The 24754-nt window shown below is 67.1% G+C and carries 23 protein-coding genes; 14 read left to right on the forward strand and 9 right to left on the reverse strand.

What is annotated here, in order from left to right; translation table 11 throughout:
- Positions 1-2 precede the first annotated feature (2 nt).
- Entirely contained in the window at positions 3-287 is a 285-nt protein-coding gene (locus BMX96_RS16105) for an SCP2 sterol-binding domain-containing protein (RefSeq protein WP_073129225.1), read from the reverse strand.
- A gap of 90 nt (positions 288-377) precedes the next feature.
- On the opposite strand from BMX96_RS16105, the gene BMX96_RS16110 reads away from it, so the two are divergent.
- From BMX96_RS16110 to BMX96_RS16135, 6 genes are all read left to right on the forward strand, one after another.
- Complete coding sequence (locus BMX96_RS16110) at positions 378-917, forward strand: tetratricopeptide repeat protein (RefSeq protein WP_084140660.1); 540 nt, start codon at positions 378-380, stop codon at positions 915-917.
- Between the two features lie 116 nt (positions 918-1033).
- Positions 1034-1768: an outer membrane beta-barrel protein gene (locus BMX96_RS16115; protein ID WP_407944675.1), complete on the forward strand. Its 735-nt coding sequence runs from the start codon at positions 1034-1036 to the stop codon at positions 1766-1768.
- Between the two features lie 100 nt (positions 1769-1868).
- Complete coding sequence (locus BMX96_RS16120) at positions 1869-4832, forward strand: helicase-related protein (protein WP_091846412.1); 2964 nt, start codon at positions 1869-1871, stop codon at positions 4830-4832.
- A gap of 1 nt (position 4833) precedes the next feature.
- Positions 4834-5205 carry an RNA-binding S4 domain-containing protein gene (locus tag BMX96_RS16125; RefSeq protein WP_091846413.1) on the forward strand — a complete coding sequence of 124 codons (372 nt, stop codon included), beginning with the start codon at positions 4834-4836 and terminating at the stop codon, positions 5203-5205.
- A gap of 48 nt (positions 5206-5253) precedes the next feature.
- Positions 5254-5589, forward strand: coding sequence for a ferredoxin FdxA (gene fdxA / locus BMX96_RS16130; protein WP_073129230.1), 336 nt, complete (start codon positions 5254-5256; stop codon positions 5587-5589).
- Positions 5590-5833: 244 nt separating this feature from the next.
- The gene (locus tag BMX96_RS16135) at positions 5834-6349 is read left to right on the forward strand and encodes a CarD family transcriptional regulator (RefSeq protein ID WP_091846414.1); all 516 of its coding nucleotides are present in this window, start codon (positions 5834-5836) and stop codon (positions 6347-6349) included.
- 211 nt (positions 6350-6560) lie between these two features.
- On the opposite strand, the gene cobS is transcribed toward BMX96_RS16135, so the two are convergent.
- Positions 6561-7316 (reverse strand): adenosylcobinamide-GDP ribazoletransferase, encoded by a 756-nt coding sequence (gene cobS / locus BMX96_RS16140; RefSeq protein ID WP_091846415.1) that lies wholly within the window; start codon positions 7314-7316, stop codon positions 6561-6563.
- A gap of 78 nt (positions 7317-7394) precedes the next feature.
- On the opposite strand from cobS, the gene cobT reads away from it, so the two are divergent.
- Positions 7395-8408, forward strand: coding sequence for a nicotinate-nucleotide--dimethylbenzimidazole phosphoribosyltransferase (cobT, locus tag BMX96_RS16145; RefSeq protein WP_091846416.1), 1014 nt, complete (start codon positions 7395-7397; stop codon positions 8406-8408).
- Here cobT and BMX96_RS16150 read toward each other — a convergent pair.
- Both BMX96_RS16150 and BMX96_RS16155 read right to left on the reverse strand, forming a co-directional pair.
- Positions 8405-10396 (reverse strand): cation:proton antiporter domain-containing protein, encoded by a 1992-nt coding sequence (locus BMX96_RS16150; RefSeq protein WP_091846417.1) that lies wholly within the window; start codon positions 10394-10396, stop codon positions 8405-8407. The genes cobT and BMX96_RS16150 overlap by 4 nt on opposite strands.
- 101 nt (positions 10397-10497) lie before the next feature.
- Positions 10498-13524, reverse strand: a complete 3027-nt coding sequence (locus BMX96_RS16155; RefSeq protein WP_091846418.1) for a hypothetical protein — start codon at positions 13522-13524, stop codon at positions 10498-10500.
- Positions 13525-13681: 157 nt separating this feature from the next.
- Here BMX96_RS16155 and BMX96_RS16160 point away from each other — a divergent pair, with 157 nt between their 5' ends.
- On the forward strand, positions 13682-14398 hold the full coding sequence (locus tag BMX96_RS16160; protein ID WP_091846419.1) for an SIMPL domain-containing protein: 717 nt from the start codon (positions 13682-13684) through the stop codon (positions 14396-14398).
- A 151-nt stretch (positions 14399-14549) separates the two neighbouring features.
- Positions 14550-15710: an MFS transporter gene (locus BMX96_RS16165; RefSeq protein ID WP_091846420.1), complete on the forward strand. Its 1161-nt coding sequence runs from the start codon at positions 14550-14552 to the stop codon at positions 15708-15710.
- 13 nt (positions 15711-15723) lie between these two features.
- Here BMX96_RS16165 and BMX96_RS16170 read toward each other — a convergent pair whose 3' ends face one another.
- The gene (locus BMX96_RS16170; RefSeq protein WP_091846421.1) at positions 15724-17013 is read right to left on the reverse strand and encodes an O-acetylhomoserine aminocarboxypropyltransferase/cysteine synthase family protein; all 1290 of its coding nucleotides are present in this window, start codon (positions 17011-17013) and stop codon (positions 15724-15726) included.
- 77 nt (positions 17014-17090) lie between these two features.
- On the opposite strand from BMX96_RS16170, the gene BMX96_RS16175 reads away from it, so the two are divergent.
- The 3 genes from BMX96_RS16175 to BMX96_RS16185 all read left to right on the forward strand — a co-directional run bounded on the left by BMX96_RS16175 (position 17091) and on the right by BMX96_RS16185 (position 19441).
- On the forward strand, positions 17091-17504 hold the full coding sequence (locus BMX96_RS16175) for a VOC family protein (RefSeq protein ID WP_091846422.1): 414 nt from the start codon (positions 17091-17093) through the stop codon (positions 17502-17504).
- 106 nt (positions 17505-17610) lie between these two features.
- Positions 17611-17964 carry a c-type cytochrome gene (locus BMX96_RS16180; RefSeq protein WP_091846423.1) on the forward strand — a complete coding sequence of 118 codons (354 nt, stop codon included), beginning with the start codon at positions 17611-17613 and terminating at the stop codon, positions 17962-17964.
- Positions 17965-18220: 256 nt separating this feature from the next.
- The gene (locus BMX96_RS16185; protein ID WP_175481768.1) at positions 18221-19441 is read left to right on the forward strand and encodes a PQQ-dependent sugar dehydrogenase; all 1221 of its coding nucleotides are present in this window, start codon (positions 18221-18223) and stop codon (positions 19439-19441) included.
- 33 nt (positions 19442-19474) lie between these two features.
- On the opposite strand, the gene BMX96_RS16190 is transcribed toward BMX96_RS16185, so the two are convergent.
- The 4 genes from BMX96_RS16190 to BMX96_RS16205 form a co-directional block, all read right to left on the reverse strand.
- Positions 19475-19840 (reverse strand): hypothetical protein, encoded by a 366-nt coding sequence (locus tag BMX96_RS16190; protein WP_139210119.1) that lies wholly within the window; start codon positions 19838-19840, stop codon positions 19475-19477.
- A 91-nt stretch (positions 19841-19931) separates the two neighbouring features.
- Positions 19932-20930: a hypothetical protein gene (locus BMX96_RS16195; RefSeq protein WP_091846425.1), complete on the reverse strand. Its 999-nt coding sequence runs from the start codon at positions 20928-20930 to the stop codon at positions 19932-19934.
- Between the two features lie 55 nt (positions 20931-20985).
- Positions 20986-21693 carry a hypothetical protein gene (locus tag BMX96_RS16200; protein WP_091846426.1) on the reverse strand — a complete coding sequence of 236 codons (708 nt, stop codon included), beginning with the start codon at positions 21691-21693 and terminating at the stop codon, positions 20986-20988.
- 42 nt (positions 21694-21735) lie between these two features.
- Positions 21736-22302 (reverse strand): hypothetical protein, encoded by a 567-nt coding sequence (locus tag BMX96_RS16205; RefSeq protein WP_214606862.1) that lies wholly within the window; start codon positions 22300-22302, stop codon positions 21736-21738.
- Between the two features lie 688 nt (positions 22303-22990).
- On the opposite strand from BMX96_RS16205, the gene BMX96_RS16210 reads away from it, so the two are divergent.
- Positions 22991-23410, forward strand: a complete 420-nt coding sequence (locus BMX96_RS16210; RefSeq protein ID WP_091846427.1) for a hypothetical protein — start codon at positions 22991-22993, stop codon at positions 23408-23410.
- On the forward strand, positions 23407-24741 hold the full coding sequence (locus BMX96_RS16215; protein WP_091846428.1) for a relaxase/mobilization nuclease domain-containing protein: 1335 nt from the start codon (positions 23407-23409) through the stop codon (positions 24739-24741). The genes BMX96_RS16210 and BMX96_RS16215 overlap by 4 nt, the downstream gene beginning before the upstream one ends.
- The last annotated feature ends 13 nt before the right edge of the window (positions 24742-24754 follow it).

The raw sequence follows: 24754 nt of genomic DNA on the forward strand, positions 1-24754 counted from the left end.
CCTTACAGGACCTGCGCCAGCTTCATCGCCTGGCCCATGTCGCCGTCGATGGTCAGCCGGCCGGTCATGAAGGCCTGGGTTGGGTCCAGCTCGCCATCCATGATCTCCTTGAAGGTGTCGGCGTCGGCGGTCATCGTCACCTCCGCGTCCTCGTCGGCGGCCCGGGCGCCCGCATCGTCGAGCATGATCGAACCCTCGTCCTCGATCACGAACTTGGCCGACCCGTCATAGGATCCGCCGACCTTGGCGTTCAGTTGCTCGACCGCGGCGTTGATGACGTCGCTCATGGTGGAATCTCCCTTGGTTGTGAGCCATCGCACCCGTGCATTCGGCGCGCGATGCGCTAGAGTTTTCAATGACAAGATATGGAGGTTGCCGTGCAAAGACTCAAATCTGCCGTTGCGGCATTCATGATTTCGCTGGCGCTGCCCGCGGCCGCGCAGGACGGGGTCGATGATCTTTTCACCGCGCTTGCAACTGCCGAGGGCACGGATGCCGAGCGGATCGCCGACAAGATCCTGACCGAGTGGTCGCAATCCGGCTCGCCCGCCATGGACGTGCTGCTGACGCGCGGCCGCGACGCGATGGAAGAGGGCAACCTGAAAGCCGCCGTGATGCATCTGAGCGCGCTGGTGGACCACGCCCCCGACTTCGCCGAAGGCTACCACGCGCGGGCCACCGCCTATTTCCAGCAGCGGCGTCTGGGCCTCGCCATGTCCGATCTCGAGGCCACGCTGTCGCTGAACCCGCGCCATTTCGGGGCGCTGTCGGGGTTGGGCATCATCCTGGCGGATCTCGACCAGCCGGACCTGGCGCTGCGCGCCTGGCGCGAGGTGGTCGAACTCTATCCCGGCAACACCGACGCGCAGGCCGCCATCGACCGGCTCGAATTGCTGGCCGAGGGGCAGACGCTCTGACCGGCTGACGGGTCGCGTTTGGATTGGCGGAAATTCGCTTCCAATGATTTGCGCAAGACTTGGAAAAACTGTACAAGGATCGCCAAAGAATAAACGATCCTTGAGCAGGAAATATCATGAAACCGTGCAAGATTTGCGCCTTGGCGTGCGCGTTGGCGATCGCCGCCCCCGCAGCCCATGCCGTGGAATTCCACGGTGGCGACGTTTCGCTGTCGTTCTCGCGGTTCGAGGATGACCTGATCGGACCCAGCAGCAGTACCAGCTTCGGCAAGACCGCGGTCCAGGGCAGCTTCCAGTTCGACCTCACGCCGGATTTCGGCGTCCAGGTCGATGCCTCCTATTTCGAGTTCAACCGCGTCGACCAGTCCGAGGTCTCGCTGGGCCTGCACGGGATCTATTACCTCGACTGGGCCACTGCGGTCGGGGTCTACTACACCCACGAGGAGTTGCTGTCGTCGAACGTGGACGAGCTGGGCGTCGAGGCCAGCCGCAGCTTCGCCCTGTTCGATGTCGAGGCGAACCTGGGCTGGGCCGAGTATCGCGGAGACCACGCCACGGTCCTTGGCCTGCAGGCCGATTACGAGTTGCAGCCGCAGCTCTTCATGGGTCTCGGGCTCGATCACGCGGATTTCGATGGCGCCACCGAGCTGACCCGTGTCGGCGTCGGGATCGACTACGCCGTGACCGACTCGCTGCGGCTATCGGGCGAATTGGGTGTCACCGATGCCACCGTGATGGGGTCGAGCGCCGACGACATCTTCATCGAGATCGGCGCAAGCTATGCCTTCGGCACCTCCGAGGGCGCACGTTTCTCGCGGCGCGGGCTGCTGGACCGGCTGCCGGGCCTGTAACGTCCGGCCCTGGTCCCGGACAATCCTGCCGGTGGGTTGATCCCGCGCGCCGCGCACGCCAAGTAGGGAGCAGGCAGGCGGCCACCGCGAAAGGCGCGCGATGACATCGCAGACAGGGCGGATCACGGCGGTCCTGGGGCCCACGAATACCGGCAAGACCCATTACGCCATCGACCGGATGCTGGGATATCGCACCGGCATCATCGGCCTGCCGCTGCGACTGTTGGCGCGCGAGGTCTACGACCGGATCGTCGCCATCCGGGGCCCGTCGGTCGTGGCGCTCATCACCGGGGAAGAGCGGATCGTGCCCGAGCGCACCCAGTACTGGGTCTGCACGGTCGAGGCGATGCCCGACGGCATGGGCGCCGATTTCGTCGCCATCGACGAGATTCAGCTTTGCGCCGACCCCGAACGGGGGCACGTCTTCACCGACCGCCTGCTGCGCGCCCGCGGAACGCACGAGACCCTGTTCATGGGCGCCGAGACCATGCGCGGCGCCATCGCCGAGCTGGTGCCCGGCGCGCAATTCATGAAGCGCGAGCGGTTTTCGACCCTGATCTATTCCGGTTCGCGCAAGTTGTCGCGGATGCGTCCGCGCTCGGCCATCGTGGGATTCTCGGTCGACAACGTCTACGCCATCGCCGAGCTCATCCGCCGCCAGAAGGGCGGCGCGGCCGTGGTCATGGGGGCGCTGTCGCCGCGCACGCGTAACGCGCAGGTCGAGATGTACCAGAACGGCGACGTGGACTACCTGGTCGCCACCGACGCCATCGGGATGGGTCTGAACCTCGATATCGACCACGTGGCGTTTTCCTCGACCAGCAAGTTCGACGGGCGCCGCATGCGCGACCTGATGCCGAACGAGCTGGCCCAGATCGCGGGCCGTGCCGGGCGCTACATGTCCGACGGCACCTTCGGCGTGACGGGCGAGGCGCGGCCGCTGGACGAAGGCGTGGTCGAGGCAATCACCAACCACCGTTTCGCGCCCCTGAAGGTGCTGAACTGGCGCAACGCGGCGCTGCAATTCGGCTCGACCGAGGCGCTGATCGCGTCGCTGGAGGCGCGGGCCGATCATCCGCGCCTGTCTCGCGCGCGCGAGGCCGACGACCTGTCCGCGCTGAAGCGGCTATCCGCGATCCCCGAGATCCGCAACGCCTGCGCCGGCGGCAAGGCCGTGAAGCTTCTGTGGGATGTCTGCCGCATCCCCGATTTCCGCGGCATCAGCGCGGGCGAACACGCGGGCATGCTCGAGCGGATCTTCGGCTTCCTGCACGACCTCGGCCGCGTGCCCGACGACTGGATGGCGCGGCAGGTCAAGCGCATCGATCGAACCGATGGCGACATCGACACGTTGTCCAAGCGGCTGGCGTATATCCGCACCTGGACTTACGTGGCGCAGCGCAAGGGATGGGTCGACGACGAAAAACATTGGCGCGAAGCGACCCGCGCAGTAGAAGACCGCCTGTCGGACGCGCTTCACGCGGGTCTGACGCAAAGATTCGTGGACCGGCGCACAAGCGTCCTTTTGCGCCGGCTCAAGCAGAAGGAGAGCCTTTTGGCCGAAGTGAACGAAAACGGCGAAGTGACCGTCGAAGGACAGATCCTGGGGCGGCTCGAGGGATTCCGCTTCCGACAGGCGCAATCCGCATCGCCGGACGAGGCCAAGACCCTGCGCCAGGCCGCGACCGCCGCGCTGGCGCCGCAGTTCCACCTGCGCTCCGACAGGTTCTACAACGCCCCCGACACCGAGATCGACTTTACCGAGCAGGGTGGCCTCATGTGGGGCGACGCCGCCGTGGGCAAGCTGGTCAAGGGCGACGACCCGTTGAAGCCCGGCGTTCAGGCCTTCGTCGACGACGAGGCCGGGACGGACGTGGCCGAACGCGTGCAGCGTCGCCTGCAGCATTTCGTCGACCGCAAGATCGCGGCCCTGTTCGAGCCGCTCCTCGCGATGAAGAACGACGAGGCGCTGACCGGGCTGGCGCGTGGTTTCGCCTTCCGCATGGTCGAGGGCTTCGGCATCCTGGCCCGCGACGGCGTGGCAGGCGAGGTCAAGGACCTGGACCAGGACGCGCGCGGCGCACTGCGCAAGCACGGGGTCCGCTTCGGCCAGTTTACCATCTTCATGCCCGCCCTGCTGAAGCCCGCCCCCACCCGCCTGCGACTGGTGCTGTGGTCGTTGTCGCAGGGCTTCGACAGTTTCCCCGAAAGCCCGCCGCCGGGCCTGGTGACGATCCCGGTCGACCCCGACGCGCAGGAGGGCGCCCACCTGATGAGCGGCTATCGCCCCGCCGGCAGCCGCGCCATCCGGATCGACATGCTGGAACGCCTGGCCGACATGCTGCGCAGCGAGGACAGCCGCGGCGGGTTCGAGGCCAAGGCAGACATGCTGTCGATCACGGGCATGACGCTGGAGCAATTCGCCGACCTGATGGGCGGGCTGGGCTACAAGGCCGAGCGCGGCGAGCGCGATAAGGTCAAACCCGCCCCGGCCGAGGCCGCGAGCGATACGCCCGACCGTCCCGACGCGCCCGCCGAGACGCCCGCCGATCCGCCCTCCGAGACGCCGCCCGCCACGCCGGACGAGACGCCCGTGGAAACCCCGGGCGAGGCCCCCGCCACACCGCCCGCCGAGGTGCCGACCCAGCCCGACCCGGGCGGCGCGCCCAGCATGGAGGCCGGCACCGACCCGGTGACGCCGGAACCCGCCACCGACACGCCCGGCGATGCGGTCAAGCAAGGTGACGACGCCGTCGCCGCCGCGACCGACGCGGATGTCGATGGCGCCGGCCTGGACGCCGACACGGCGGACGCCGCGCCCGAGACCGAGGTCTTTTACACCTTCACCTGGGGGGGCAACCGTCCCAATCGCCAGGGCAACAAGCCCCGTGGTCAGGGGGGCAAACCCAAGGGCAAGCGCGACGGACGGCGCAAGAGCGGTGGCAAGCCCGCGAAGAACGGCAAGCCGCAAACTCACCAGGCCCGCCCGCCCAAGCGCGAGAAGGCCATCGATCCCGACAACCCCTTCGCCGCGGCCCTCATGGGCCTGAAGGACGACAAGTAGCTTGGAGCCGCGCCCGACGATCCGGCTGGACAAGTGGCTGTTCTTCGCGCGGTTCTTCAAGACGCGCGGGCTGTCGGCCAAGCTGGTGACGGCGGGCGGCGTGCGGGTGAACGGCGTGCGCGTGTCGAAACCCTCGGCCTCGGTGGGGGTGGGCGACACGCTGACCTTCGCCCAGGGGCGCGCGATCCGGGTGGTCGAGGTGCGCGAACTCGGCACGCGACGCGGCCCCGCGCCCGAGGCGCAGGCGCTTTATGCGGACCACTCGCCGCCCGTACCGCCCCGGCCCGAAGCGGCCCCGCGTCCGGGTGCGCGGCCGACCAAGAAGGACCGGCGCGACATGAACGCACAAGGTTTGGGGCGCACGCTTGAATGATCCCGACCGGGCGGCTAGACCACCCGCGACCAGCCCTGAGAGACGCCCATGACCTATATCGTCAACGACAATTGCATCGCCTGCAAATACACCGACTGCGTCGAAGTCTGCCCCGTGGATTGCTTCTACGAGGGGGAGAACATGCTGGTGATCCACCCCGATGAATGCATCGATTGCGGCGTCTGCGAACCGGAATGCCCCGCCGACGCGATCCTACCGGATACCGAGCCCGACGCCGAGAAATGGGTCGAGTTCAACCGCAAGTATTCCGAGATCTGGCCGGTCATCATCACCAAGAAGGACCCTCTGCCCACCGCCGAGGAGATGGACGGCAAGGACGGCAAGATGGAGCTGTTCTCGCCCAACCCGGGCGAAGGCGGCTGATCCCAGCCCGGCCGGCACGGTCCCTGTGCCGTGAATCGTCAATGCTGCCCTGCGGCACGCGCACTTTCGCAGGGTGCGATTTTATGCTATGCTTCGATCAATGCGATTGCGACACGGCGTTCATCGTCGGCCTTGGCCGATGGGGATGCCTTTGGCTTGTTGATCCGGTTGGTGGTTTTTGTGTGTTGCCCGCCGGCTCCCGTGTCGTTCGCTGAACTGGGGCCTGCAAAGGAAATGTCTGAACATGAGTAAATCCAAGAATCCTGAATTCCGTCCGAACGAATACGTCGTCTACCCCGCTCACGGGGTCGGCCAGATCGTCAGCATCGAGAAGCAGGAAATCGCGGGGATCGAGTTGGAGTTGTTCGTCATCTCGTTCGAGAAGGACAAGATGACCCTCCGTGTACCCACCCACAAGGCGTCCGAGGTCGGCATGCGCCAGCTGTCGAGCCCCGATGTCGTCACCAAGGCGATGACCACGCTGAAGGGCAAGGCCAAGGTGAAGAAGGCCATGTGGTCCCGCCGCGCCCAGGAATACGAGCAGAAGATCAACTCGGGCGACCTGATCGCCATCGCCGAGGTGGTGCGCGACCTGCACCGCACCGACGATCAGCGCGAGCAGAGCTATTCCGAGCGTCAGCTTTACGAAGCCGCGCTTGAGCGTCTGACCCGCGAGTTTGCCGCCGTGTCCGGCGATGACGAGACCGCGGCGCAGAGCCAGATCGATTCGGTGCTGACCAGCCGCAAGGCTGCCGCCTGATCCAATTTGTCCGGCAAATTAAGGAAGCCGCGCCTTCGGGTGCGGCTTTTTTCGTGGGTGCTGCCACCCCGGACGCGGCGCTTCGGGCAGGCAGGGGAGCATGAGTATTTTGGGACCAGTGATGCAGGGAAGTGCGCACCGTTCCGGCGGTGGGGCGCGATGTGCCACAGCGAATTGGACCAGATGCTTCGGTGCCGGGCCGACTAGACCCCTAGGGCAACGTCGCGCAGAGGGCGGCAAGCGCGGCGATCTCGGCCAGTTGCTGCGTTGCGCCCAGGACGTCGCCCGTCTGCCCGCCGATCTTGGCCCGCGCGATCAGCGCTGCCAGCGCAGCCGCCAGGGTCGCGGCCGCTATCGGGGCGAGGGCCGCGGCCCCCAGCGCGGCGAGCGCGAACCCTAAGGCTAGGATGGTACCGACGAGCGCCGCGCGCGGCGTGGGACGACCGGTGGTCTTCGACAAGCCGTCATCGCGGGCGTGGGGCAGGGTGGTCGCAACGGGCAACATGGCCGCGCGTGACAGAAGCGATACTGCGAGCAACGCCGCGCCCGCCTGCCAGGGCCAAAGATCCATCAGGGGGGCAAGCGCGGCCCAGCGCAGGCCCAGCGACAGGATCAGCGCCAGAACCCCGTAGCTGCCCACCTGGCTGTCGCGCATGATCGCCAGCCGCCGGTCGCGGTCGAACCCGCCCCAGAAGCCGTCGGCGCAATCGGCCAGCCCGTCCTCGTGCATGGCGCCGGTCAGGATCATCTGCGCCGCCAGCACGACGCCGGCCGCGACCGTGGGGGGCAGCCCGAGCGCCAGGGCGGCCATGCCGAGTGCCCAGGCCAGCAGCGCCACGGGAAGACCGGCCAGCGGCCAGGCCCAGGACGCCTGCGCCATGCGGTCGAACCGCGCCCGTGCCGGGATCCGCGTCAGGAGGGCCAGCGCGGTGGCAATATCGCGGAAGGGGCGGGTAATCCGGCTCATGGCGTTCGGTTTTCGGGGGTTTCGCCGCCGCCCGCAAGGCGTAAACAGGCTTGGCAATCCCGGACCGGAGCCAGACCCATGGACGCCATTACCTCGATCGACGATTTCCGCGCGGCCCTTGCCGGCCTACCGCAGCCCGATGCCACTGCGCTGGACGGGGCCGCGGCGCGCAATGCCACCCTCACCAAGCCTGCCGGCGCGCTGGGACGGCTGGAGGACCTCGCCATCTGGTACGCGGGCTGGCGCGCCGATCCACGGCCCAAGATGGTGTCGCCGCAGATCTTGATCTTCGCCGCGAACCACGGCGTGGCGCAGCGCGGCGTCTCGGCCTTCCCGCCCGAGGTCACGGCGCAGATGGTCGAGAACTTCCGCGCGGGCGGGGCTGCCATCAACCAGATGGCCGCCACGGCCGGCGCGGGCATGGCGGTGCACGCGCTGGACCTGGACAGGCCCACCGCCGATTTCACCGAGTCGCCCGCCATGGAGGACGATGATTTCGTCGCCGCGCTGGCGACAGGCTGGTCGGCGCTGGATCCGCAATGCGACCTGCTGGTGGTGGGCGAGATGGGCATCGGCAACACAACCGCCGCCGCCGCGCTGTCGGCGGCCCTGTTCGGAGGGACGGGCGCGGATTGGACGGGTGTCGGCACCGGGGTCGCGGGCGCGGCGCTCGAGGCCAAGATCGCCACTGTCGATGCCGGGCTGGCGCGCCATGCAGACCGGGCGGGCGACCCGGTCGCGCTGCTTCAGGCCCTGGGCGGGCGCGAGCTGGCCGCCATGGCGGCAGCGATCCTGCGCGCGCGGCACTTGCGCATCCCGGTGATCCTCGATGGCTTCATTTGCTGCGCCGCCGCCGCGCCGCTGGCGGTCGCGGCGCCGGGCGCGCTGGATCACGCCGTGGCCGGTCACCTGTCGGCCGAGGGCGCCCACGCGGCGCTGCTCGACCGGCTGGGCAAGGCGCCGATCCTGTCGCTGGGTCTGCGGCTGGGCGAGGGATCGGGTGCGGCCCTGGCCATCGGTGTGTTGCAGGGCGCGCTCGCCTGCCATTCCGGCATGGCGAGCTTCGCCGAGGCCGGTGTCAGCGACGGCTAGTTCGCGCGGCCGGCCTGCGGCTCTTCGGTGTGGTGGGTCGAGATGACGGCGCCGGTTTCGTCCGACTCGTCCTCGTCCTCCTCATCGTCCCCTTGCGGGTCGTCCCGGCGCATCTCGTCGTATTTCGCCGACAGGGCCGACTCGAGATCCTTGTTCAGCGCGCGGGCCCGCTCCATGTAGGCCTCGTTGCGCGAGATCGGCACGCCGGGCTTCCACAGCTCGGCCAGGTCACGCAGGGCCGAGCGGTCGATCTTGAAGAACGCCTTCTGCAGCTCGTTGGCCTCGAATTCCGACAGACCGATATTCTCCAGCACGTAGCGGCCAGCGCGCAGCGAGCTGTCGAAGACCTCGCGTACGATGTCGTCGGCGCCCGCCTGGTAGAGCTGGTAGACGTGGTTGCGGTCGTAGGCGCGCGCGACGATGTGGATGTCGGGCCGCTGCTTGCGGGCGTATTCCACCAGCTCGGTCACGCGCTTGGGGTCGTCCATGGTCACGACCAGGACCTTCGCTGTCTCGATCCCGGCGGCGTGCAGCAACTCGGGCCGGGTCGGGTCGCCGAAGAATCCCTTGAAGCCGAATTTCCGCATGAGCTGGATCGTGTCCAGGTCGTTGTCCAGCACCGTGGTCTCGAACCCGGCGAGCTGCAGCATCCGGTTCACCACCTGGCCGAAGCGGCCGATGCCCGCGATGATGATCGGTTTCTTCTCGTCGATCTCGTCCGCCGGCAGTTCCTGGCCGTCGTCCTCGTCGGCCATGCGCTGCGACAGGTACTCCCACGCGATGAAGAACAGCGGCGTGAGCAGCATCGACAGCGCCACCACCAGCAGGATCCGCTGGCCCAACGCATCGCCCAGCACGCCCGTCTGGAGCGAGAACGACACCAGCACGAAGCCGAATTCCCCTGCGCCGGCCAGCCCGAGCGTGAACAGCCACCGGTCGCGCGGCTTCAGCCGGAAGATCAGGGCCAGCGCGAAAAGCACGATGCCCTTCAACAGCATCATGCCCAGGGTGAGGCCGAGGATCACGAACGGCGCGGCGAAGAACGTGTCGAACGAGATACCGGCGCCCACGGTGATGAAGAACAGCCCCAGCAGCAGGCCCTTGAACGGCTCGATGTCGGATTCCAGCTCGTGCCGGAACTCGGAGTTGGCCAGCACCACGCCCGCCAGGAACGTGCCGAGCGCGGGCGACAGGCCCACGAGCGTCATCATGAAGGCGATGGAGATGACGATCAGCAGGGCCAGGGCGGTATAGAGCTCACGCAGGTTCGCGCGGTGGATGAAGCGGAAGACCGGCCGCATTCCGAAGACGCCGCCCACGATGATCACGCCGATCGCCGCGATGGTCAGAAGGGTGATGCCCCAGCCCGGAAGCGACTCGATCAGCGACAGGGCGGCCTCGGTGTTCTGCGCCGCCGTGGTTTCGGCCGCCGGGCCACCACTGCCCGACCCGCCGGGGACCGATGCGCCCCCGCCGCGCATGGCTAGGAGCGGCAGCACGGCGAGCATGGGGATCACCGCGATATCCTGCGTCAGCAGCACCGAGAAGGACGAGCGTCCGCCGGCCGTCTGCATCAGCCGTTTCTCGTTCAGAGTCTGCAGCACGATGGCGGTCGAGGACAGCGCGAAGATCATGCCGATGGCCAGCGACGAGTTCAGCGGCAGGCCCAGCAGAAACATGCCGCCGGTGATGAGACCCATGGTCAGGACAACCTGGCTGCCGCCGAGGCCCAGAAGCTTGTGACGCATGTTCCACAGCGCGCGGGGCTCAAGCTCGAGCCCGATGAGGAACAGCATCATGACGACGCCGAACTCGGCGAAATGCTGGAGGTCTTGCGTTTCTGAACCAACGAGCCCCAGAATCGGCCCGACGGCGATGCCGGCCGCAAGGTATCCCAGCACGGATCCGAAGCCCAGGCGGGCTGCCAGGGGGACGGCGATCACGGACGCGGCGAGATAGATCGTGGCTTGGTAAAGAAACGACTCCATTGCGCGTTTACGATCCCCTTGTGGCCGGGCCCACTGTCCCGACCGAATTCACATGACAGGCCCCGGCAGGGGGCCGCTCGCGACGCATGGCCGCCAGCGTCCTAGCCGCGGGGCATTTCCAGAACGATCTGGCGGCCGCCCTTGACGTAGCTCAACCGGCTGTCGCCGATGGCGCGGACACGGCCACCATCCACCCGGTCGCCGACTTTGACCTTCACGAACCGGCCCGAAGGCAGGCGCACCAGCGCGCGGCGGTTGGACTGGGTGCCGTAGACACCCACCAGGTTCACGCGGCGCAGGTTGATTGCATTGGCGACGGTGGCGCGGCTGGCGACGCTGCCGCGTGTGGGGGCACTGGGCGTCGCCACAGCGCTGGCCTGGGCCACGCGCACAGGCTCTTCCCGGGCGCGGGCCACCCTGGCGGCCAGGCCGCTGGGCCGGTTGGCGGGACGCTGGGACGCGGCCACGGCGTAAGGGCTGATCGGCTCCTCGAGCGCCGTGGCAAGACCGGCGAGCGCGGCCGCCGCGGCGCTGGCGGCGGCGCTGCCCGTGGCGGTGCCGGCCTCGGTGTCGGCCTGGGTCAGTTCGGCGGTCAGGCTGGCAGGACGGGCCTCGGGGGTAATGTCAGGGGCGCTGTTGACCAGCACCGCGGGGAGGGGCGCAAGCGGCTCTTCCGCCTGCTCCTCCTCGTCGCGCGCGTCGCCGGGGCGCGCCGGGCGCGGCATCGGACTCAGTCCGGCGAGGCGCGTTACCAACGTTTCGGCCCCCTCTGCGGGCGAAGGGTCTGCATCCGCCTCCAGCGCGGCGTCGTCGCGCTGGCCCGCGTCGCCTGGCCGTGTCCTGGGTCGGAGGGCAGGTTCGCCCGCGTTGACCGGGATGACCAGGTCGTCCTCGCTGGGCGGCTCGGGCGCGGCGGCCGGGCGGTCCGGTGCCTCGGGGGGCACGGCCGGCGGCGCGCCCGCGGTCACCAGCACGCCCTGCGGACTGACCGCGCCTTCGGGGGTCGCCACGACAAGGCCGTCTTCGTCCAGCTCGAACCGAGCGTCCGGCGCGGGCGGCGGCATCAGCGCGTCGGGCGCGGCAGGGCCTGTATCCTGCGGCAAGGACAGGGCTGCAACGCGGTCCTGCGCGCGGAGGGGATTATCGCTGCGTGACAGGAACAGATCCTCGATCCGGTCGGCTCCGGGGGCTCCGGGGCTGGCGGGCGGTGCCGCCTCGACGCCGGTGGCGGCATAGCGTGACGTCTCGTCCGCGTCCGCGGGGCGCTGCAACGGATCTTCAGGCGAGGGCGTGGTGTCAGGAGCCGCCACGTTCTCGCTTGCACCTTCGCCTTCCGTTGCGGCGCTGTCGGGTGCCGCGGCCTGCAAGGGGTCGGGCGCGGTATCGGGTGCCGCGGTCTGGTCGGGCTGGCTGAGGGCCGCCATCTGATCGTCGGATTGCGCAGTGTCCGCGGCATCGGGCAGGCTGGGGGCGCTGTCTTCCGACGGTGCCTCGGGCGCTGCCGTATCATCCAGCGCCGCGGTCTGCGGCGCATCCTCGGAAGATGCGGACCCGACGGGCGAAGCGAGCTCGGGCGCCAGGTCCTCGGACGGGGCCACGTCCGCAGGTTCGATGGCGCCGATCCCATCTTCGACCACGGCTTCGGTGCCGCCCCCGGGTTGCAGCAAGGCATTGCGCGACGGCGACAGGAGCAGATAGGCAGCCCAGATCCCGACGGCGAGCGCCAGCGCCACGGCGATGCCCACCAGCAGCGGAACCAGCGACAGACCGGCACCGCCGGCATTCCGCTCGCCGAAGACGGTCATGCGCTCGGCTTCTGACCTCTCGACATCGCCGTCCATCGGGGTCGACGGGTGAATGGCGGGGGAAGCGGTCCCGGGCGTGAGGCTGGCCGCCGACGCGCTTGACGGCGGCGGGGCCACCTTGCGAACGGTCGGGGTCGGGCTGTTTCGGCGCGCTGGGGCGGCGGCCCCGTTCGGGCGCGGCGGAACCGGTGCCGCGCGCGCCGGGCGGGGCGATGACTTGGCATCCGCGCTCGGGCCTGCACCGCCGTCGGGCATCATGGCGATGCGAGACGCGATGGACCCCAGGGCCGAGTTGCCGGCGGCGGCGCCTGTGGCTGCCGCGGGCCGGCTGGTCGAAAAGGACGGGGCCGACGGTGTCTTGGGTGCGGGCCTCTCGTCGGTCGTGGTATCGGGTTGCGCGGCGAGTGCCACCTCGCCTGTCCCCTCGAGCGCATCATCCGGACTGGATTTCTCGGAAGATTCCTTCGCTGCCGGGACAGGCGCCTTCGACTTGGTGCCTGCCGCGCGCAGGGGCTTACCGGACGCCGCCGGTTTGTCGTTCGGATCATCAACCTTCGCAGGCGCACCGTCGCGTTCGGAGGCCTTGTCCGCGTCCGTCGTCGCTTCGGCGGTCTCGGCTTCCGACGCGTCGGATGGCGCGGAGGCTTCCTGCGTCTCGGATTTCTCTTCGACGGGCTCAGCCAGTGTGGACTCGGACTCGGGCGGGCTCTCGGGTGTGGCGGGAACCGCCAGGGGCGTCATGTCGGCGGGATGGTCGATCTCGTCGAAGGACAGGTCGGCGATACGGGTGACCGGCGCCTCGGGCGGAGGCGCCACCGGGGCGCTGCCACTGGCGGCGAAGGTCGTCTGGCCGAAGTCGGGCCCCGCGCTGAACAGACCCTTGCGCGGCTCGGCCGTGAAACGCTGCGGGTTGAAGCCGTTCGCGACGGCGAAATCCTCGGCCTGGTCAAGGGTTTCGCGCGCCACGGCGGCGACGGCAGCCTCGGACTTGCCCTTGAGCTTCCAGTCGTAGACCAGGTCGTCCATCGCGTAGGGCGTCATGCCGTCGAGCTCGGCCTCGATCGCGGCCTTGCGCGCGGCGTCGTCCTTGGCGTCCTCGGGCAGGTCAACCGTGGTATACAGCACTTCCGATTGCGGAATTGTGATGTCGGTCAGCAGGGGACCGTCGGTGTTGGCCATCGCCTCGCGGCGCAGATCCTCGACCCGGGTCTCGAAATGCGGATCGTCGAGCGCAACCTCTCCGAGAATCGACTGGCCCTTGCCGGACCCACGCCGGAGACGGATCCCCGTATGATCGAGGTCGAGGTGAAATGTCGTTCTCATGTCAATCGTTTACCACGCGAAGCGGGATTGCCGAGACCCGTTGATCCCTGCGACTGTTCTATAGCAGCTTTTCGCCGAGGCAACCACATTGCCCGGCCCGCGTTTGAGCATCGCCCGGTGGTTCGGGCGTGTCTGGACACCATCGGAGGAGACCGCCATGCAGACCTTATCGTACCTTGCCGCGCCCGTCATGGGCCTTGTCCTGACGCTGGGCCTGGCGTCGCCAGCGGCGGCGCAGGACGCCCAGCCGCCCTATCTGCACGTCACCGGCGAGGGCCGCGTGTCCGCCGCACCCGACATGGCGACCATCCGGCTGGGGGTCGAGGCCGAGGCGGTCAGCCCCTCGGAGGCGGTCGATGCCATGGCGGCGCCGATGAGCGACCTGCTCGAACAGCTGGCCGAGGACGGCGTCGAGGCCGCCGATATCCAGACCAGCACCCTGTCGCTGCGGCCCGTCTACGCAAATCGCGACCAGCCCTTGGAGGAGGGGCCGCATATCACCGGCTATACTGCGTCGTCGACCGTGACCGTTTCGGTCCGCGCGCTCGACGATCTGAGCGCGGTGCTGGATGGCGCGGTGGGGGCCGGGACCAACCGGCTGGACGGTCTGAGTTACGGGCTGTCGGATCCTGCGCCCGTGCGCGACGCGGCCCTGGCCGCCGCGGTCGAGGACGGGCTGCGCAAGGCGGCGGTCCTGGCGGAAGCGGCGGGCCTGACCATCGGCGCGCCCCTGGCCGTGGTCGAACAGGGCGGCAGCCGTCCGCCCGGTCCGGTGATGATGGAGATGGCCAGCATGGACCGGTCCATCCCCACCGCGCCGGGATCGCTCGAGGTCACGGCACAGGTCGAATTGCGCTTCGCCATCCGCCCATAAGCAGGACCCCTGCGACAGCGCCGCGCGGGAACCTGGCCCGCCCTCCGGATCGTTTTCCGCAAGAAGGACACGCGGAACCTGACCGAAAGCCGGTCGGGGGATCTGGAGGCACGGCATCACCTTTTTCCAATCGCTCTCGGCCTCGGGCTTCATGGCCACGGCGATCAGCTTCGGCCCCGCGCGGATGGGCTTCGGACTTTACGTGCCGGAGTTCCGCGCGGCGTTCGACCTGTCGTCCAGCACGGTCGGCCTGATCTCGAGCCTGGCCTTCGGATCCTTCCTGGTGTCGCTGATCGTGGCGCAGATGCTGCTGGATCGGCGCGGCCCCGAATGGCCCGTGCTGGCGGGCCTTCTGGCCGCGACGCTGGGCATGGGCATCGTCGCCGCGGCCACCAGCGTCTGGGTGCTGGCCGCGGGCGTCGCCCTGGCCGCCGCCAGCGCGGGGTTCGCCTGGACCCCGTTCAATCACGCGGTCAACCAGAAGGTGGGCGAGGTCGCGCGCGCCGCGGCCCTGTCGCGCATCAGCAGCGGGACGGGCGTGGGGATCTTCCTTGCGGGGGCACTGGCCTTCGCCATGGTGCTGAGCGACCTGGACTGGCGGACCTGCTGGCTGGTCTTCGTGGGCTGCTCGATCGTGACGCTGGTGGTGAACGGCATCTCGCTGCACCCCATCGAGCCGGCGGACCGCGTGACCCGGCAGGACGACGCGCGCGACCTTCTGCGCCGGGGCACGATCCCCGTGGTGGTGCTGTCGCTGGTCTTCGGCACCGTCTCGGCGATCTACCTGTCCTTCGCCGCCGACACGTTTCGCGGGCGGGGCGAGCTTGCGGGCGTGCCGCAGGCGACGATCCCGGCGCTGGTCTTCATGATCTACGGTGTCGTCGGGTTGCTGGGCCTGGTGGCGGACCGCCTGCACAACCGGCTGGGGCTGATCTGGCTCGTCAGGGTGCTGCTGGTCGCATCGGCCGTCTCCTGCGCGCTGGTCGTGCTGGGGCCGGCCGGCTGGCTGAGCCTGTCGGTCTCGGCCGGTCTGCAGGGCGCCTTCGTGCTGACCACCAGCGCCGTGCTCGCCTTCTGGTCGGAACGGCTGTTTCCGTCGCTCCCGTCGCTCAGCTTCACCGCGATCCTGGTGGTGTCGGCCGTGGGCAGCGTGGTGGGCCCCGCGCTGGCGGGCTGGCTGTCGGACGCGGCGGGGACCACGACGATGTTCCTCGCCACGGGGGCTTTGCCGCTGCTGGCCCTTCCGGTCATGCGCTCGGACACGGTGACCGAACGCCCGCTCAGCCCGCGCGACGTGGCGCAGCCGGGCTGAACGGGCGAACGCCCTATGCCGTGGCCTTGGCCAGCGCCTGGTCCAGGTCGGCGATCAGGTCGTCGGGATCCTCGATCCCGATGCTGACGCGCACCACCTCGGGGTCAGCGCCCGCCGCGCGCTGCTGGTTCTCGTCCAGCTGCCGGTGGGTGGTCGAGGCCGAGTGGATGATGAGCGAGCGGGTGTCGCCCAGGTTCGCCACGTGGCTGAAGATTTCCAGGGAATCGATCAGCTTGATGCACGACTCGTAGCCGCCCTTCACCGCGAAGGTGAACAGAGACCCGGCCCCGCGCGGACAGACCTTTTCGACCCGGTCGAAATACTTCGAGGACTCCAGCCCCGCGTAGGTCACGTAGTCGACCCGCGGATCCTGCTCGAGCCACTGGGCCACCTTGCGCGCGTTCTGGACGTGCTTCTCCATCCGCAAGGACAGCGTCTCGATCCCCATCAGCGTGTAGTGGGCCGCCTGCGGGTTCAGAGTCATGCCCAGGTCGCGCAAACCGATGGCGATGCCATGGAAGGTGAAGGCCAGCGGGCCGAAGGTCTCGTGGAACTTCAGGCCGTGATAGGCGGGCTCGGGGTCGCTCAGGGACGGGAACTTGCCGCTGGCGGACCAGTCGAAGGTACCGCTGTCGACCACCACGCCGCCGGTGACCGAGCCGTTGCCGGTCAGGTACTTGGTCAGCGAATGGACGACCAGCGTTGCGCCGTGCTCGATCGGACGGCAGAGGTACGGCGTGGCCGAGGTGTTGTCGACGATCAACGGCAGGCCAACCTTGTCGGCCACGTCCGCCACCGCGCGCAGGTCGGTGATGTAGCCGCCGGGGTTGGCGATGGATTCGCAGAAGATCGCGCGCGTGTCCTCATCGACCGCGGCCTCGACGGCCGCAAGGTCGTCCATGTCCACGAACTTGGCCGACCAGCCGAAGCGCTTGATGGTCTGGGTCATCTGGGTGACCGTGCCGCCGTAAAGCCGCGTGCTGACCACCACGTTCTTGCCGGGCGCCATCAGCGGGAACAGCGCCATGATCTGCGCCGCGTGCCCCGACGAGCAGCAGACCGCCCCGGCGCCGCCTTCCAGCGTGGCGACGCGTTCTTGCAGGACGGCGACGGTGGGGTTCGTCAGCCGCGAGTAGATGAAGCCCACTTCCTGCAGGTTGAACAGGGCCGCAGCGTGGTCGGCGTCGCGGAACACGTAGGCCGTGGTCTGGTAGATCGGCGTGTTGCGCGCGCCGGTGGCCGGATCGGGCGCCGCGCCGGCGTGGATCTGAAGCGTGTCGAAGCCGTAGGTCTGGTCGGACATGGAAATCTCCCTGAGCTTTGCCCTTGTTGGCCGATGGTGTAGGCCATGGCCAGTTCCCGCACAACAAGGACCGCCCCATGCCGCACCCGTTTCACCTGGCCTACCACGTCACCGACCTGGACGAGGCGCGCGCCTTCTACGGCGATGTCCTGCAATGTACCGAGGGGCGGTCGACCGAAACCTGGGTGGATTTCGACTTCTTCGGCCACCAGCTGAGCCTGCACCTGGGCGAGCCCTTCGCCACCGCGGACACCGGCAAGGTCGGTGACCACATGGTGCCCATGCCGCACCTGGGCCTCGTGCTGCCGCTGGAAGACTGGCAGGTCCTGCGCGGGCGGCTCGAACGCGCCGGTATCGACTGGGTGCTGGCCCCCAGTGTCCGGTTCGAGGGCGAGCCGGGCGAGCAGTGGACGATGTTCTTCCGCGACCCGTCGGGCAACCCGATCGAGCTGAAAGGGTTCGCCCGGATGGAGCAGGTCTTCGCCGTCTGACAGCTTTGCCCCGGGTGGCCCCGGACGCGGATGGCGAGAATGCGCTGGACGCGCCTCGCGGACCCTCTAGAAATATCCCGGCCGACAGAGCAGGGAGAAGGTTCAAATGATTACACGTTACGCGCTGATCGCCGCGATGGTTCTTTCGGGGGGCGCCGCCTGGGCCGAAAGCCACGCGTCCGAATCCGAGGTCGACGCGCCGCAGGTGGCCGAGCTGACCGCCGAGGACGTGGACATGGACGCGGCCGGGAAGATCTTCCAACGCTCGTGCCGGGGCTGCCACGGCAACAAGGCACAGGGCGCGGCCAGCTATCCGAAACTGTCCGACAAGGAGCCGCAATACCTGGCCGACATGCTGGCCCGGTATCGCGACGGTGAGCGGATCGGCCCGAACTCGATCCTGATGATCCAGAATGCCAAGGATCTGTCGGACGAGGATATCACCAACCTGTCGGTCTAAATCGCGACCGCTTTCGACTAAGCCGGCAGCGATTGCGGCAGGCGGCACGCCGCCTGCCGTGACGCGGCGCCGGATGGCCGTTGACCACCCCCACGGGCCGCCCTGCCGTAACTCTGCCTGCTGGTTGAATCGTAAGGAAATGAATGCCTTACGTGCAGCGGCGTACGTGATCATAGGGAGGATACTATGCTACGCTCAACGTCTCGTTCGGCACTGCCGCTGGTCACATCGCTGCTGGCCGCGACATCGCTCGTCGATGGCAGCGGCCCAAAGCGGCATGAACACCACCAGCCTGCAAGCCGAAGCCGTTCTCGAGGGCCTGGAGAACCCTTGGGACATGGCGCTCCTCGATGACGGCACGATGCAGTTCACCGAGAAATGCAAGGGACTGTCGGTGCGCATGCCCGACGGCACCGTGAACGCGCTTTACGGCGTGGGTGAGACCGAAGGCTATCCCGCCAACGGCTCGGACCTGTTCTGCGAAGGGCAGGCGGGGATGATGGGTGTCGCCTTCGACCCGGACTTCGCCGACAACCGCCGCATCTACGTCTACTCGACGTCCAACATGTCGGATCCCCACACCAACCGGCTGATGCGCTTCACCCTGAACGAGGACTTCACCGAGGTGTCGGACCGGACCGACATCGTCGATGACGTGCCCTACAAGATGGAAGCGTCCGATCACCCGTTCGGTGGACCCGGCGCCCACAACGGCGGGCGCGTGCGCTTCGGTCCCGACGGGGCCCTTTGGCTGACCACCGGCGACAACCACAACGAAGAAATCCCGCAAAGCCCGACGATGATGGGCTCTAAGGTTCTGCGGATGGATACGGATGGCAACGCCCATCCCGACAACAACCCGCCCGAGGGCTTCGACCAGCGGACCTACACCTACGGCCACCGCAACGTGCAGGGTCTTGCCTTCCACCCGGAAACCGGTGCGGCGATCACCGCCGAGCACGGCCCGTGGCACTCGGACGAAATCACGGTGCTCGAGAACGGCGGCAACGCCGGTTGGGACCCGCGTGACAACATGGCCGGGCGCGGCGACTGCCCCGACGGCTATTGCGGCTACATGCCCAACCAGAACGAGGGCATGAACCGCTACGAGCGCGCTTCCTTCATGCCGATGACCGACTTCGAGACCTATCCCGACGCCATGCCGCCCGTATGGGAGAACAACGGCTGGTCGCAGGGGACCTCGTCCGCCGCCTTCCTCGAGGGTGAGCAGTGGGGCGACTGGGAAAACGCGATGGTCGTCGGCATCATGGGCATCGGCTTCGGTGGCACGCCCATCGGGCAGCGCATCGACGTGATCGAGTTCACCGAGGACGGGACCGAGGTGCTGGACGTGACCGAGATGACCCTGCCGATGGAGCCGGGCCGCTTCCGCTCGGTCGTGCTCGGGCCCGAGGGCAGCCTCTATACCGCCATCGACGAAGGCACGATCTACAAGCTGACCCCCGGCGGCAGCTGATCGCGACAGGGCCGCGCGTTCCGTGCGCGCGGCCTAGTCTCCGGTGACCAGCGTTTCGGGAATCTCGAAGCGCTGGTCATCCACCCGGACGTGATAGGTGCCGCCATCCAGGCGCCAGTCCGTGTCCCGGCCCACCCCGGACATCGTCGCGTTGCCGCGCAGGAATTCGCCCGCGCTGAAGGTGAGCATTCGCGCGAACCCGCTCGGGAAACGGACGACGACCGCGGCCGTGGGGGGCACCCGCGCGACCGATGCCTCGCACGGCACCAGTGTCTCGCCCGGGTTCTGGGCGCAGCGCACCACCATCGACGCGTCGAAATCCCTCTGCTGGGCGCGCGCCATCGCCGAGGCGACATCGCCTACGGCGCTTAGGGGCACCAATGCCCCGAGGATCGTCAATATCGCCAACCTCCCCGTTGACACCTCGCCCATCCTCCGCGACGTCCGGGCCTTGGCGCAAGGACGATGCACGGCTGCGCCGGGGGCATGCCTAGCGCATCCAGAAGCCATTGCTTTTCAACCGGTTGCGGATCTTCTGCTCCTTGCGGGGCAGGTCGTCTTGGTCGAACAGCGCGCGGGCCTTCCGGCCGCGGCCCTGAAGCACCATGCGCTTGATCGGCTCGTACTCCTTGAGGATCTTCTTCAGCTTGTTGGGTGCGACCGTGGCCTCGAGCGTCTCGACCACATGGTCCCCCTCACGCGCATAGAGCAGCGGCAGCAGGCGATAGTGGCAGGTCGTCGCGCCATCCAGCAGCCCCGCCGGGATCGTCCGTCGCCCGCCACCGAAGCTGTGGATCACAAGCGGCAGCGCGATCTGGTCGAGCCACGGGTCCAGCGACTGAAGTGCCAGCGTCTCGGGCGCGTCGTCCCGGATGGCGAGCGCGTAGTCCAGAAATCGTTTCCCGAACTCCGGGCCCGAGCGGTGGAAGAACCAGCCCGCGTTGAAATAGAGATAGCGCTCCCAGTACTCGTCCGGCTGCGACGGGTCGATCGAGCTGTCGAAATCCAGCCCGAACTTGTCGTAGAGCGATCTCCAGATTTCGGCGTAGCCCGGCCCGTAGAGCTCGATCTGCGGCCACGTGCCTTCGCGACGCAGCGACGCGCAGGGCCGGGCAAAATCGAAGGGGACCTCCGAGAGCGGGCCGGTCACCAGCGTATCGCTGTCGAAGAAAACGAAGGGCCGGTCGCGCGGCAGTGACAGCAGCGCTTCGATCTTGTTCCCATAGGGATAATCGGCGCCGAAATGCCGGGTTTCGAAGGGCAGGAGGGTCGCGCCCAGTTCGTCCAGCAGCAGGTCGCGCACCGCGTCGGACATCCGCGGATCGCGCGGCCACAAATCGTTCGGCTGCGGCTCGGCCACGTAGAGCCGCCCGGCGAAATCGGGATCGGACCGTCGCAGCGACGCGGCGAACAGCGCCGCCTCGTACTGCAATCGGCCGGATTGGCCGATGACCAGAATGTCGAACGGATCTGGATTCTTCGTCGCCATGCACCTTGTCCGCCAACGCGTCCGGGTCCGCTCTAATGTCCGGGTCGCGGCTTGCCTAGCCTGAGGGCGCGCCTGCGGCGACCTTCGTCCACATACCGGCCGGCAAGGCAAGTGAAAGCGTGCCGCCGTCACCGGTATCGAGCGTCACGTTGTCCGAATAGCCCGCGAAGGGGATGGTCAGACCGTCGGCGAAGGCGATTGATGTGACGGGGATGTAAGCGCCTGTCTTGCGGGTGGAGGGCGACATCCCGGAGGCCGTGAGTTCGCCGCTGAAGTCAAGGATGGTGACGTCCAGCGTGCGGATCCAGGTCATCAGTGCCCGGACCGCCGTGTCTTGCAGGTCGGCGGGGCCGAAGTTTCGCGGGCCGTCCCGGACGGACGGCGGCCCGAGAACCGCAGCGGAAAGCAACTGCGCCGCATAGGCCGCCATACGCGCGGCGCCGGGTGGCGGCGGGGTCAGTCCGGCGGCGGACGCGAGCCTCCGGTCGCTCACATCGGGGATCGAGGCGCCGCGCACTTCGTTGCGCAGGTCGGCGAAGCTGGCAGCGTCGATGCTCGGGATCCGGAAGGAAAAGTGCGCGGTGACGGTGTTTCCCGGACCTGGAGCCAGGTCGGCCTCGACCTTGTTCACGCCATGATAGACCGTTCCCGACAGTGCGCTGGCTGCTTTTTCTGCCGTCGACTCGGTACTCGGCGCCGGCCGGAAGGCGCGAACGCGGGCGTTGTTGGTCACGATGTCGATGGGCAGATCGACCAGGTACATGGCGCGTGGGGCCGGGGAACAGAGTTCGCCCGGCCCGTCCCGTCAGATGTTGATGGTCGAGTTGTTGTTGGAGCTGGGTAGCGCATCCCCATTCTGGTCCTGCGCCCCGGTATCGGCCGCCGGATCCGACGCGGAGGCCATCGAGTAGGTGTTGCCTTGGTCGTCTTTGACCTGGAGCAGCATCATGTAGGCTGACGCGGTTACCTGAAAGTTCGGGATCTGACCCGTCGCCTCGAGATCGAAATCAGTATAGCCGTTGATCTGATCCGAGTTGATCGCCTCGTGGAAGGCCTGGCTGATCTCGCTCTTGTGGGTCGAGGCATTCGCACCGATGCCCAGCCATCCCCAGAAACCGCTGACGCCGCCACCGATATTGTAGCTTTTCTTCATTTGCTGAAAGGTCGTCGACTTGTCGAGGCTGTAGGCCGAGAACGTCATCTTGCCGTGCAGCTTGGCTGTTGCGCCGGCACCGCTCACCTGCGCCGAGATACCCTTGGCAACGCCGCGCTTGGCTGAAATCGACCAGGACGTAGCAGATTGGCCCTGACCCCCGGCGTTGGCCAGCGCGATCTGGTTGTGATCCTGCAGCTCCAAAACATCACTCATCATCCGAACTCCCTTATTGGTTGAATGTGCCAACTTGATACAGGATGGCTTACGTAGCGTAATGGGAGTTGCGCGCAATGCAATCAAAGGTTGAAAGATATACACAGATATCTTCTTCAGGCGTAATTTCAAGTGGTTAGAGATCCGTGAAGAGACGCGCATCCGGCTCTATCCGATTGATAAGAGGCTAAAATGAGAAGTTTGTCCGATTTTCGTCATGTTCACCGACTTCGCCTGGACTGTCCGCGTGCACTTGACGGCAGCCAAAGATCGAACTGGTTGCCAGTTCCGGGCGCGACGCGGCCAAGTCCGAAATTGCAACCTACAGGTGATATTGGCGGTCTCCCAGGCAAATCGCGCTGTCCCGAACGGTACCACCGGCAAGGGTTCTACCTCGGCTGCGGCCATAGGGATGGGTATGTGGCGGGATAGGGTGGTCGTTCCGAATTCGAACAGTGCCCGCGTCTCCACATAAGAGCGCGGGGCCCTGCCAGCGGTGCGGGGCGCAGGATCGATCCGGTGGATCGATCGGGTGCCGACATGCAAGCGGACAGGCTCGGTGCGGCGGTTGATCGTGTAAGGGGGAGGTTGGTGGACCCAACAGGAGCGGAATCGAACCGCCTGTTCGAAGTCCTCCAAGAATGGGAACACCATCTCGCACCTTATGATCTAAGCGATCTGAGGTGCGGCGATGAGCACCTTAGATAGACGTTTCAATAAGTTAGCCAAGGATCAGCGGCCCAAGTATCCGCCGCCGTTTTCGCTGCGCCTCACCTTCGATGAGCGCGCCAAGCTGGATTTGTTGCGGGGCAGCATGCCGCTGGGGCGGTATATCCGTGAGCAAGTGCTCGGGGATGATGCTGCGCCGCGCAAGAAGCGTGGGCGTTATCCTGTCAAGGATCATGAAGCCCTCGGGCGTGTCTTGGGCGCGCTCGGCTCGTCGCGCCTGTCTTCCAATCTGAACCAGCTCGCGCGCGCTTCTAACAGTGGCTCGCTGCCCGTCGCGCCGGAGACAGAAGCTGACCTTCGTCAGGCCTGTGAAGATGTGAAGGCCATGCGGCAGGAACTGTTGCGGGCGCTCGGCAGCATTAGCGACGGGGGTGAGCCATGATCCTGAAAGGTTCACAGCGCGGGAACGCGGCCAAGCTCGCCCGGCATCTTTTGAACGAGCGGGACAATGAGCATGTCGAGCTGCACGAGCTGCGCGGATTTGTTTCCGATGAGCAGCTCTTGGACGCCTTGCTCGAAGCGCAGGCCGTGGCCAAAGGCACGCGTTGCCAGCAACACCTATTCTCGCTCAGTCTGAACCCGCCGGAAGACGAGCGGGTCGATGTCGAGCACTTCGAAACGGCCATCGAAATGGTCGAGCAACAGCTTGGCCTAGACGGGCATCCCCGCGCCATCGTCTTCCATGAGAAGGAAGGCAGACGGCACGCGCATGCGGTCTGGTCGCGGATCGATTCCGAAACCATGACGGCAAAGAACCTGCCGTTCTTCAAGCGCCGCCTGATGGAGGTCTCGAAAGAGCTCTATCTTCAGCATGGCTGGGATATGCCCAAGGGCATTGTCGATCAGGCCTTGCGCAACCCGCTGAATTTCAGCCGGGCCGAATGGCAGCAGGCCAAGCGGGCCATGGCCGATCCGCAGCTCGTCAAGGCGATGTTCAAGCAGGCTTGGCAGTCTTCTGACAATGCCGAAACCCTGAAAGCCGCTCTGGAAGACAAGGGCTTTTTCCTCGCGCGTGGTGATCGGCGCGGCGTGGTCGCGCTCGATTATCAGGGCGAGGTCTACGCGCTGGCGCGCTGGTCGGGCGTCAAGGCGAAGGATGTCAAAGACCGGCTGCCTGACGTGGATAAATTCCCAAGTGTGCAGGAGCGCCGCGACGAGATAGCCAAGCGGATGAGTGCGCAGCTTCAGAAATACGCCGTTGAAATCAATAAGGCGTACCACAGGAAACACCCCTCCATCGAGTTCAAGCGAACCCAGCTCGTGGAGCGCCACCGCGATGAGCGAAAAGCGCTGTACGATAGGCAGCGCGCCCGCTGGGAACAGGAAACGGCGGCGCGAGCAGCACGCCTGCCCAGAGGCATGGGCGGTCTGTGGAGCTGGATCACGGGGAAGTATTCACGGATCAGAACGCAGAACGAGCTGGATGCATGGCAATGCTATTGCCGGGATCAGGCCGAGCGCGATGGACTGGTGTCCCGCCAGCTTGATGAGCGCCAGCAACTTCAGCGCGCCGTCAAGGAAGTGCGCGATCAGCGAAGCAAGGATATCGCCGATCTGCACCTTGAGCTGAGCGCCTATCTCTCGATGCAGCGCGGGCATACGGCAACGGCCAAGGTGAAAGCCGATATCGCGAAACAACCTGAGACGCCGAAGAAAGATAAGAGCCGTGGGCAAGACCGCTCACGCGGGTCTGGCCCTGATTTTAACCTCTAGCATTTGAAAGGAA

Source organism: Palleronia pelagia (genome assembly GCF_900110115.1).
GTDB lineage: Bacteria > Pseudomonadota > Alphaproteobacteria > Rhodobacterales > Rhodobacteraceae > Palleronia > Palleronia pelagia.

What these genes read in the sequence shown, in the direction of transcription:
- BMX96_RS16105 (WP_073129225.1), bottom strand. Translation starts at nt 287, where the DNA reads ATGAGCGACGTCATCAACGCCGCGGTCGAGCAACTGAACGCCAAGGTC.
- BMX96_RS16115 (WP_407944675.1), top strand. Translation starts at nt 1,034, where the DNA reads ATGAAACCGTGCAAGATTTGCGCCTTGGCGTGCGCGTTGGCGATCGCC.
- BMX96_RS16120 (WP_091846412.1), top strand. Translation starts at nt 1,869, where the DNA reads ATGACATCGCAGACAGGGCGGATCACGGCGGTCCTGGGGCCCACGAAT.
- fdxA (WP_073129230.1), top strand. Translation starts at nt 5,254, where the DNA reads ATGACCTATATCGTCAACGACAATTGCATCGCCTGCAAATACACCGAC.
- BMX96_RS16135 (WP_091846414.1), top strand. Translation starts at nt 5,834, where the DNA reads ATGAGTAAATCCAAGAATCCTGAATTCCGTCCGAACGAATACGTCGTC.
- cobS (WP_091846415.1), bottom strand. Translation starts at nt 7,316, where the DNA reads ATGAGCCGGATTACCCGCCCCTTCCGCGATATTGCCACCGCGCTGGCC.
- cobT (WP_091846416.1), top strand. Translation starts at nt 7,395, where the DNA reads ATGGACGCCATTACCTCGATCGACGATTTCCGCGCGGCCCTTGCCGGC.
- BMX96_RS16150 (WP_091846417.1), bottom strand. Translation starts at nt 10,396, where the DNA reads ATGGAGTCGTTTCTTTACCAAGCCACGATCTATCTCGCCGCGTCCGTG.
- BMX96_RS16155 (WP_091846418.1), bottom strand. Translation starts at nt 13,524, where the DNA reads ATGAGAACGACATTTCACCTCGACCTCGATCATACGGGGATCCGTCTC.
- BMX96_RS16160 (WP_091846419.1), top strand. Translation starts at nt 13,682, where the DNA reads ATGCAGACCTTATCGTACCTTGCCGCGCCCGTCATGGGCCTTGTCCTG.
- BMX96_RS16165 (WP_091846420.1), top strand. Translation starts at nt 14,550, where the DNA reads ATGGCCACGGCGATCAGCTTCGGCCCCGCGCGGATGGGCTTCGGACTT.
- BMX96_RS16170 (WP_091846421.1), bottom strand. Translation starts at nt 17,013, where the DNA reads ATGTCCGACCAGACCTACGGCTTCGACACGCTTCAGATCCACGCCGGC.
- BMX96_RS16175 (WP_091846422.1), top strand. Translation starts at nt 17,091, where the DNA reads ATGCCGCACCCGTTTCACCTGGCCTACCACGTCACCGACCTGGACGAG.
- BMX96_RS16180 (WP_091846423.1), top strand. Translation starts at nt 17,611, where the DNA reads ATGATTACACGTTACGCGCTGATCGCCGCGATGGTTCTTTCGGGGGGC.
- BMX96_RS16185 (WP_175481768.1), top strand. Translation starts at nt 18,221, where the DNA reads ATGGCAGCGGCCCAAAGCGGCATGAACACCACCAGCCTGCAAGCCGAA.
- BMX96_RS16195 (WP_091846425.1), bottom strand. Translation starts at nt 20,930, where the DNA reads ATGGCGACGAAGAATCCAGATCCGTTCGACATTCTGGTCATCGGCCAA.
- BMX96_RS16200 (WP_091846426.1), bottom strand. Translation starts at nt 21,693, where the DNA reads ATGTACCTGGTCGATCTGCCCATCGACATCGTGACCAACAACGCCCGC.
- BMX96_RS16205 (WP_214606862.1), bottom strand. Translation starts at nt 22,302, where the DNA reads ATGATGAGTGATGTTTTGGAGCTGCAGGATCACAACCAGATCGCGCTG.
- BMX96_RS16210 (WP_091846427.1), top strand. Translation starts at nt 22,991, where the DNA reads ATGAGCACCTTAGATAGACGTTTCAATAAGTTAGCCAAGGATCAGCGG.
- BMX96_RS16215 (WP_091846428.1), top strand. Translation starts at nt 23,407, where the DNA reads ATGATCCTGAAAGGTTCACAGCGCGGGAACGCGGCCAAGCTCGCCCGG.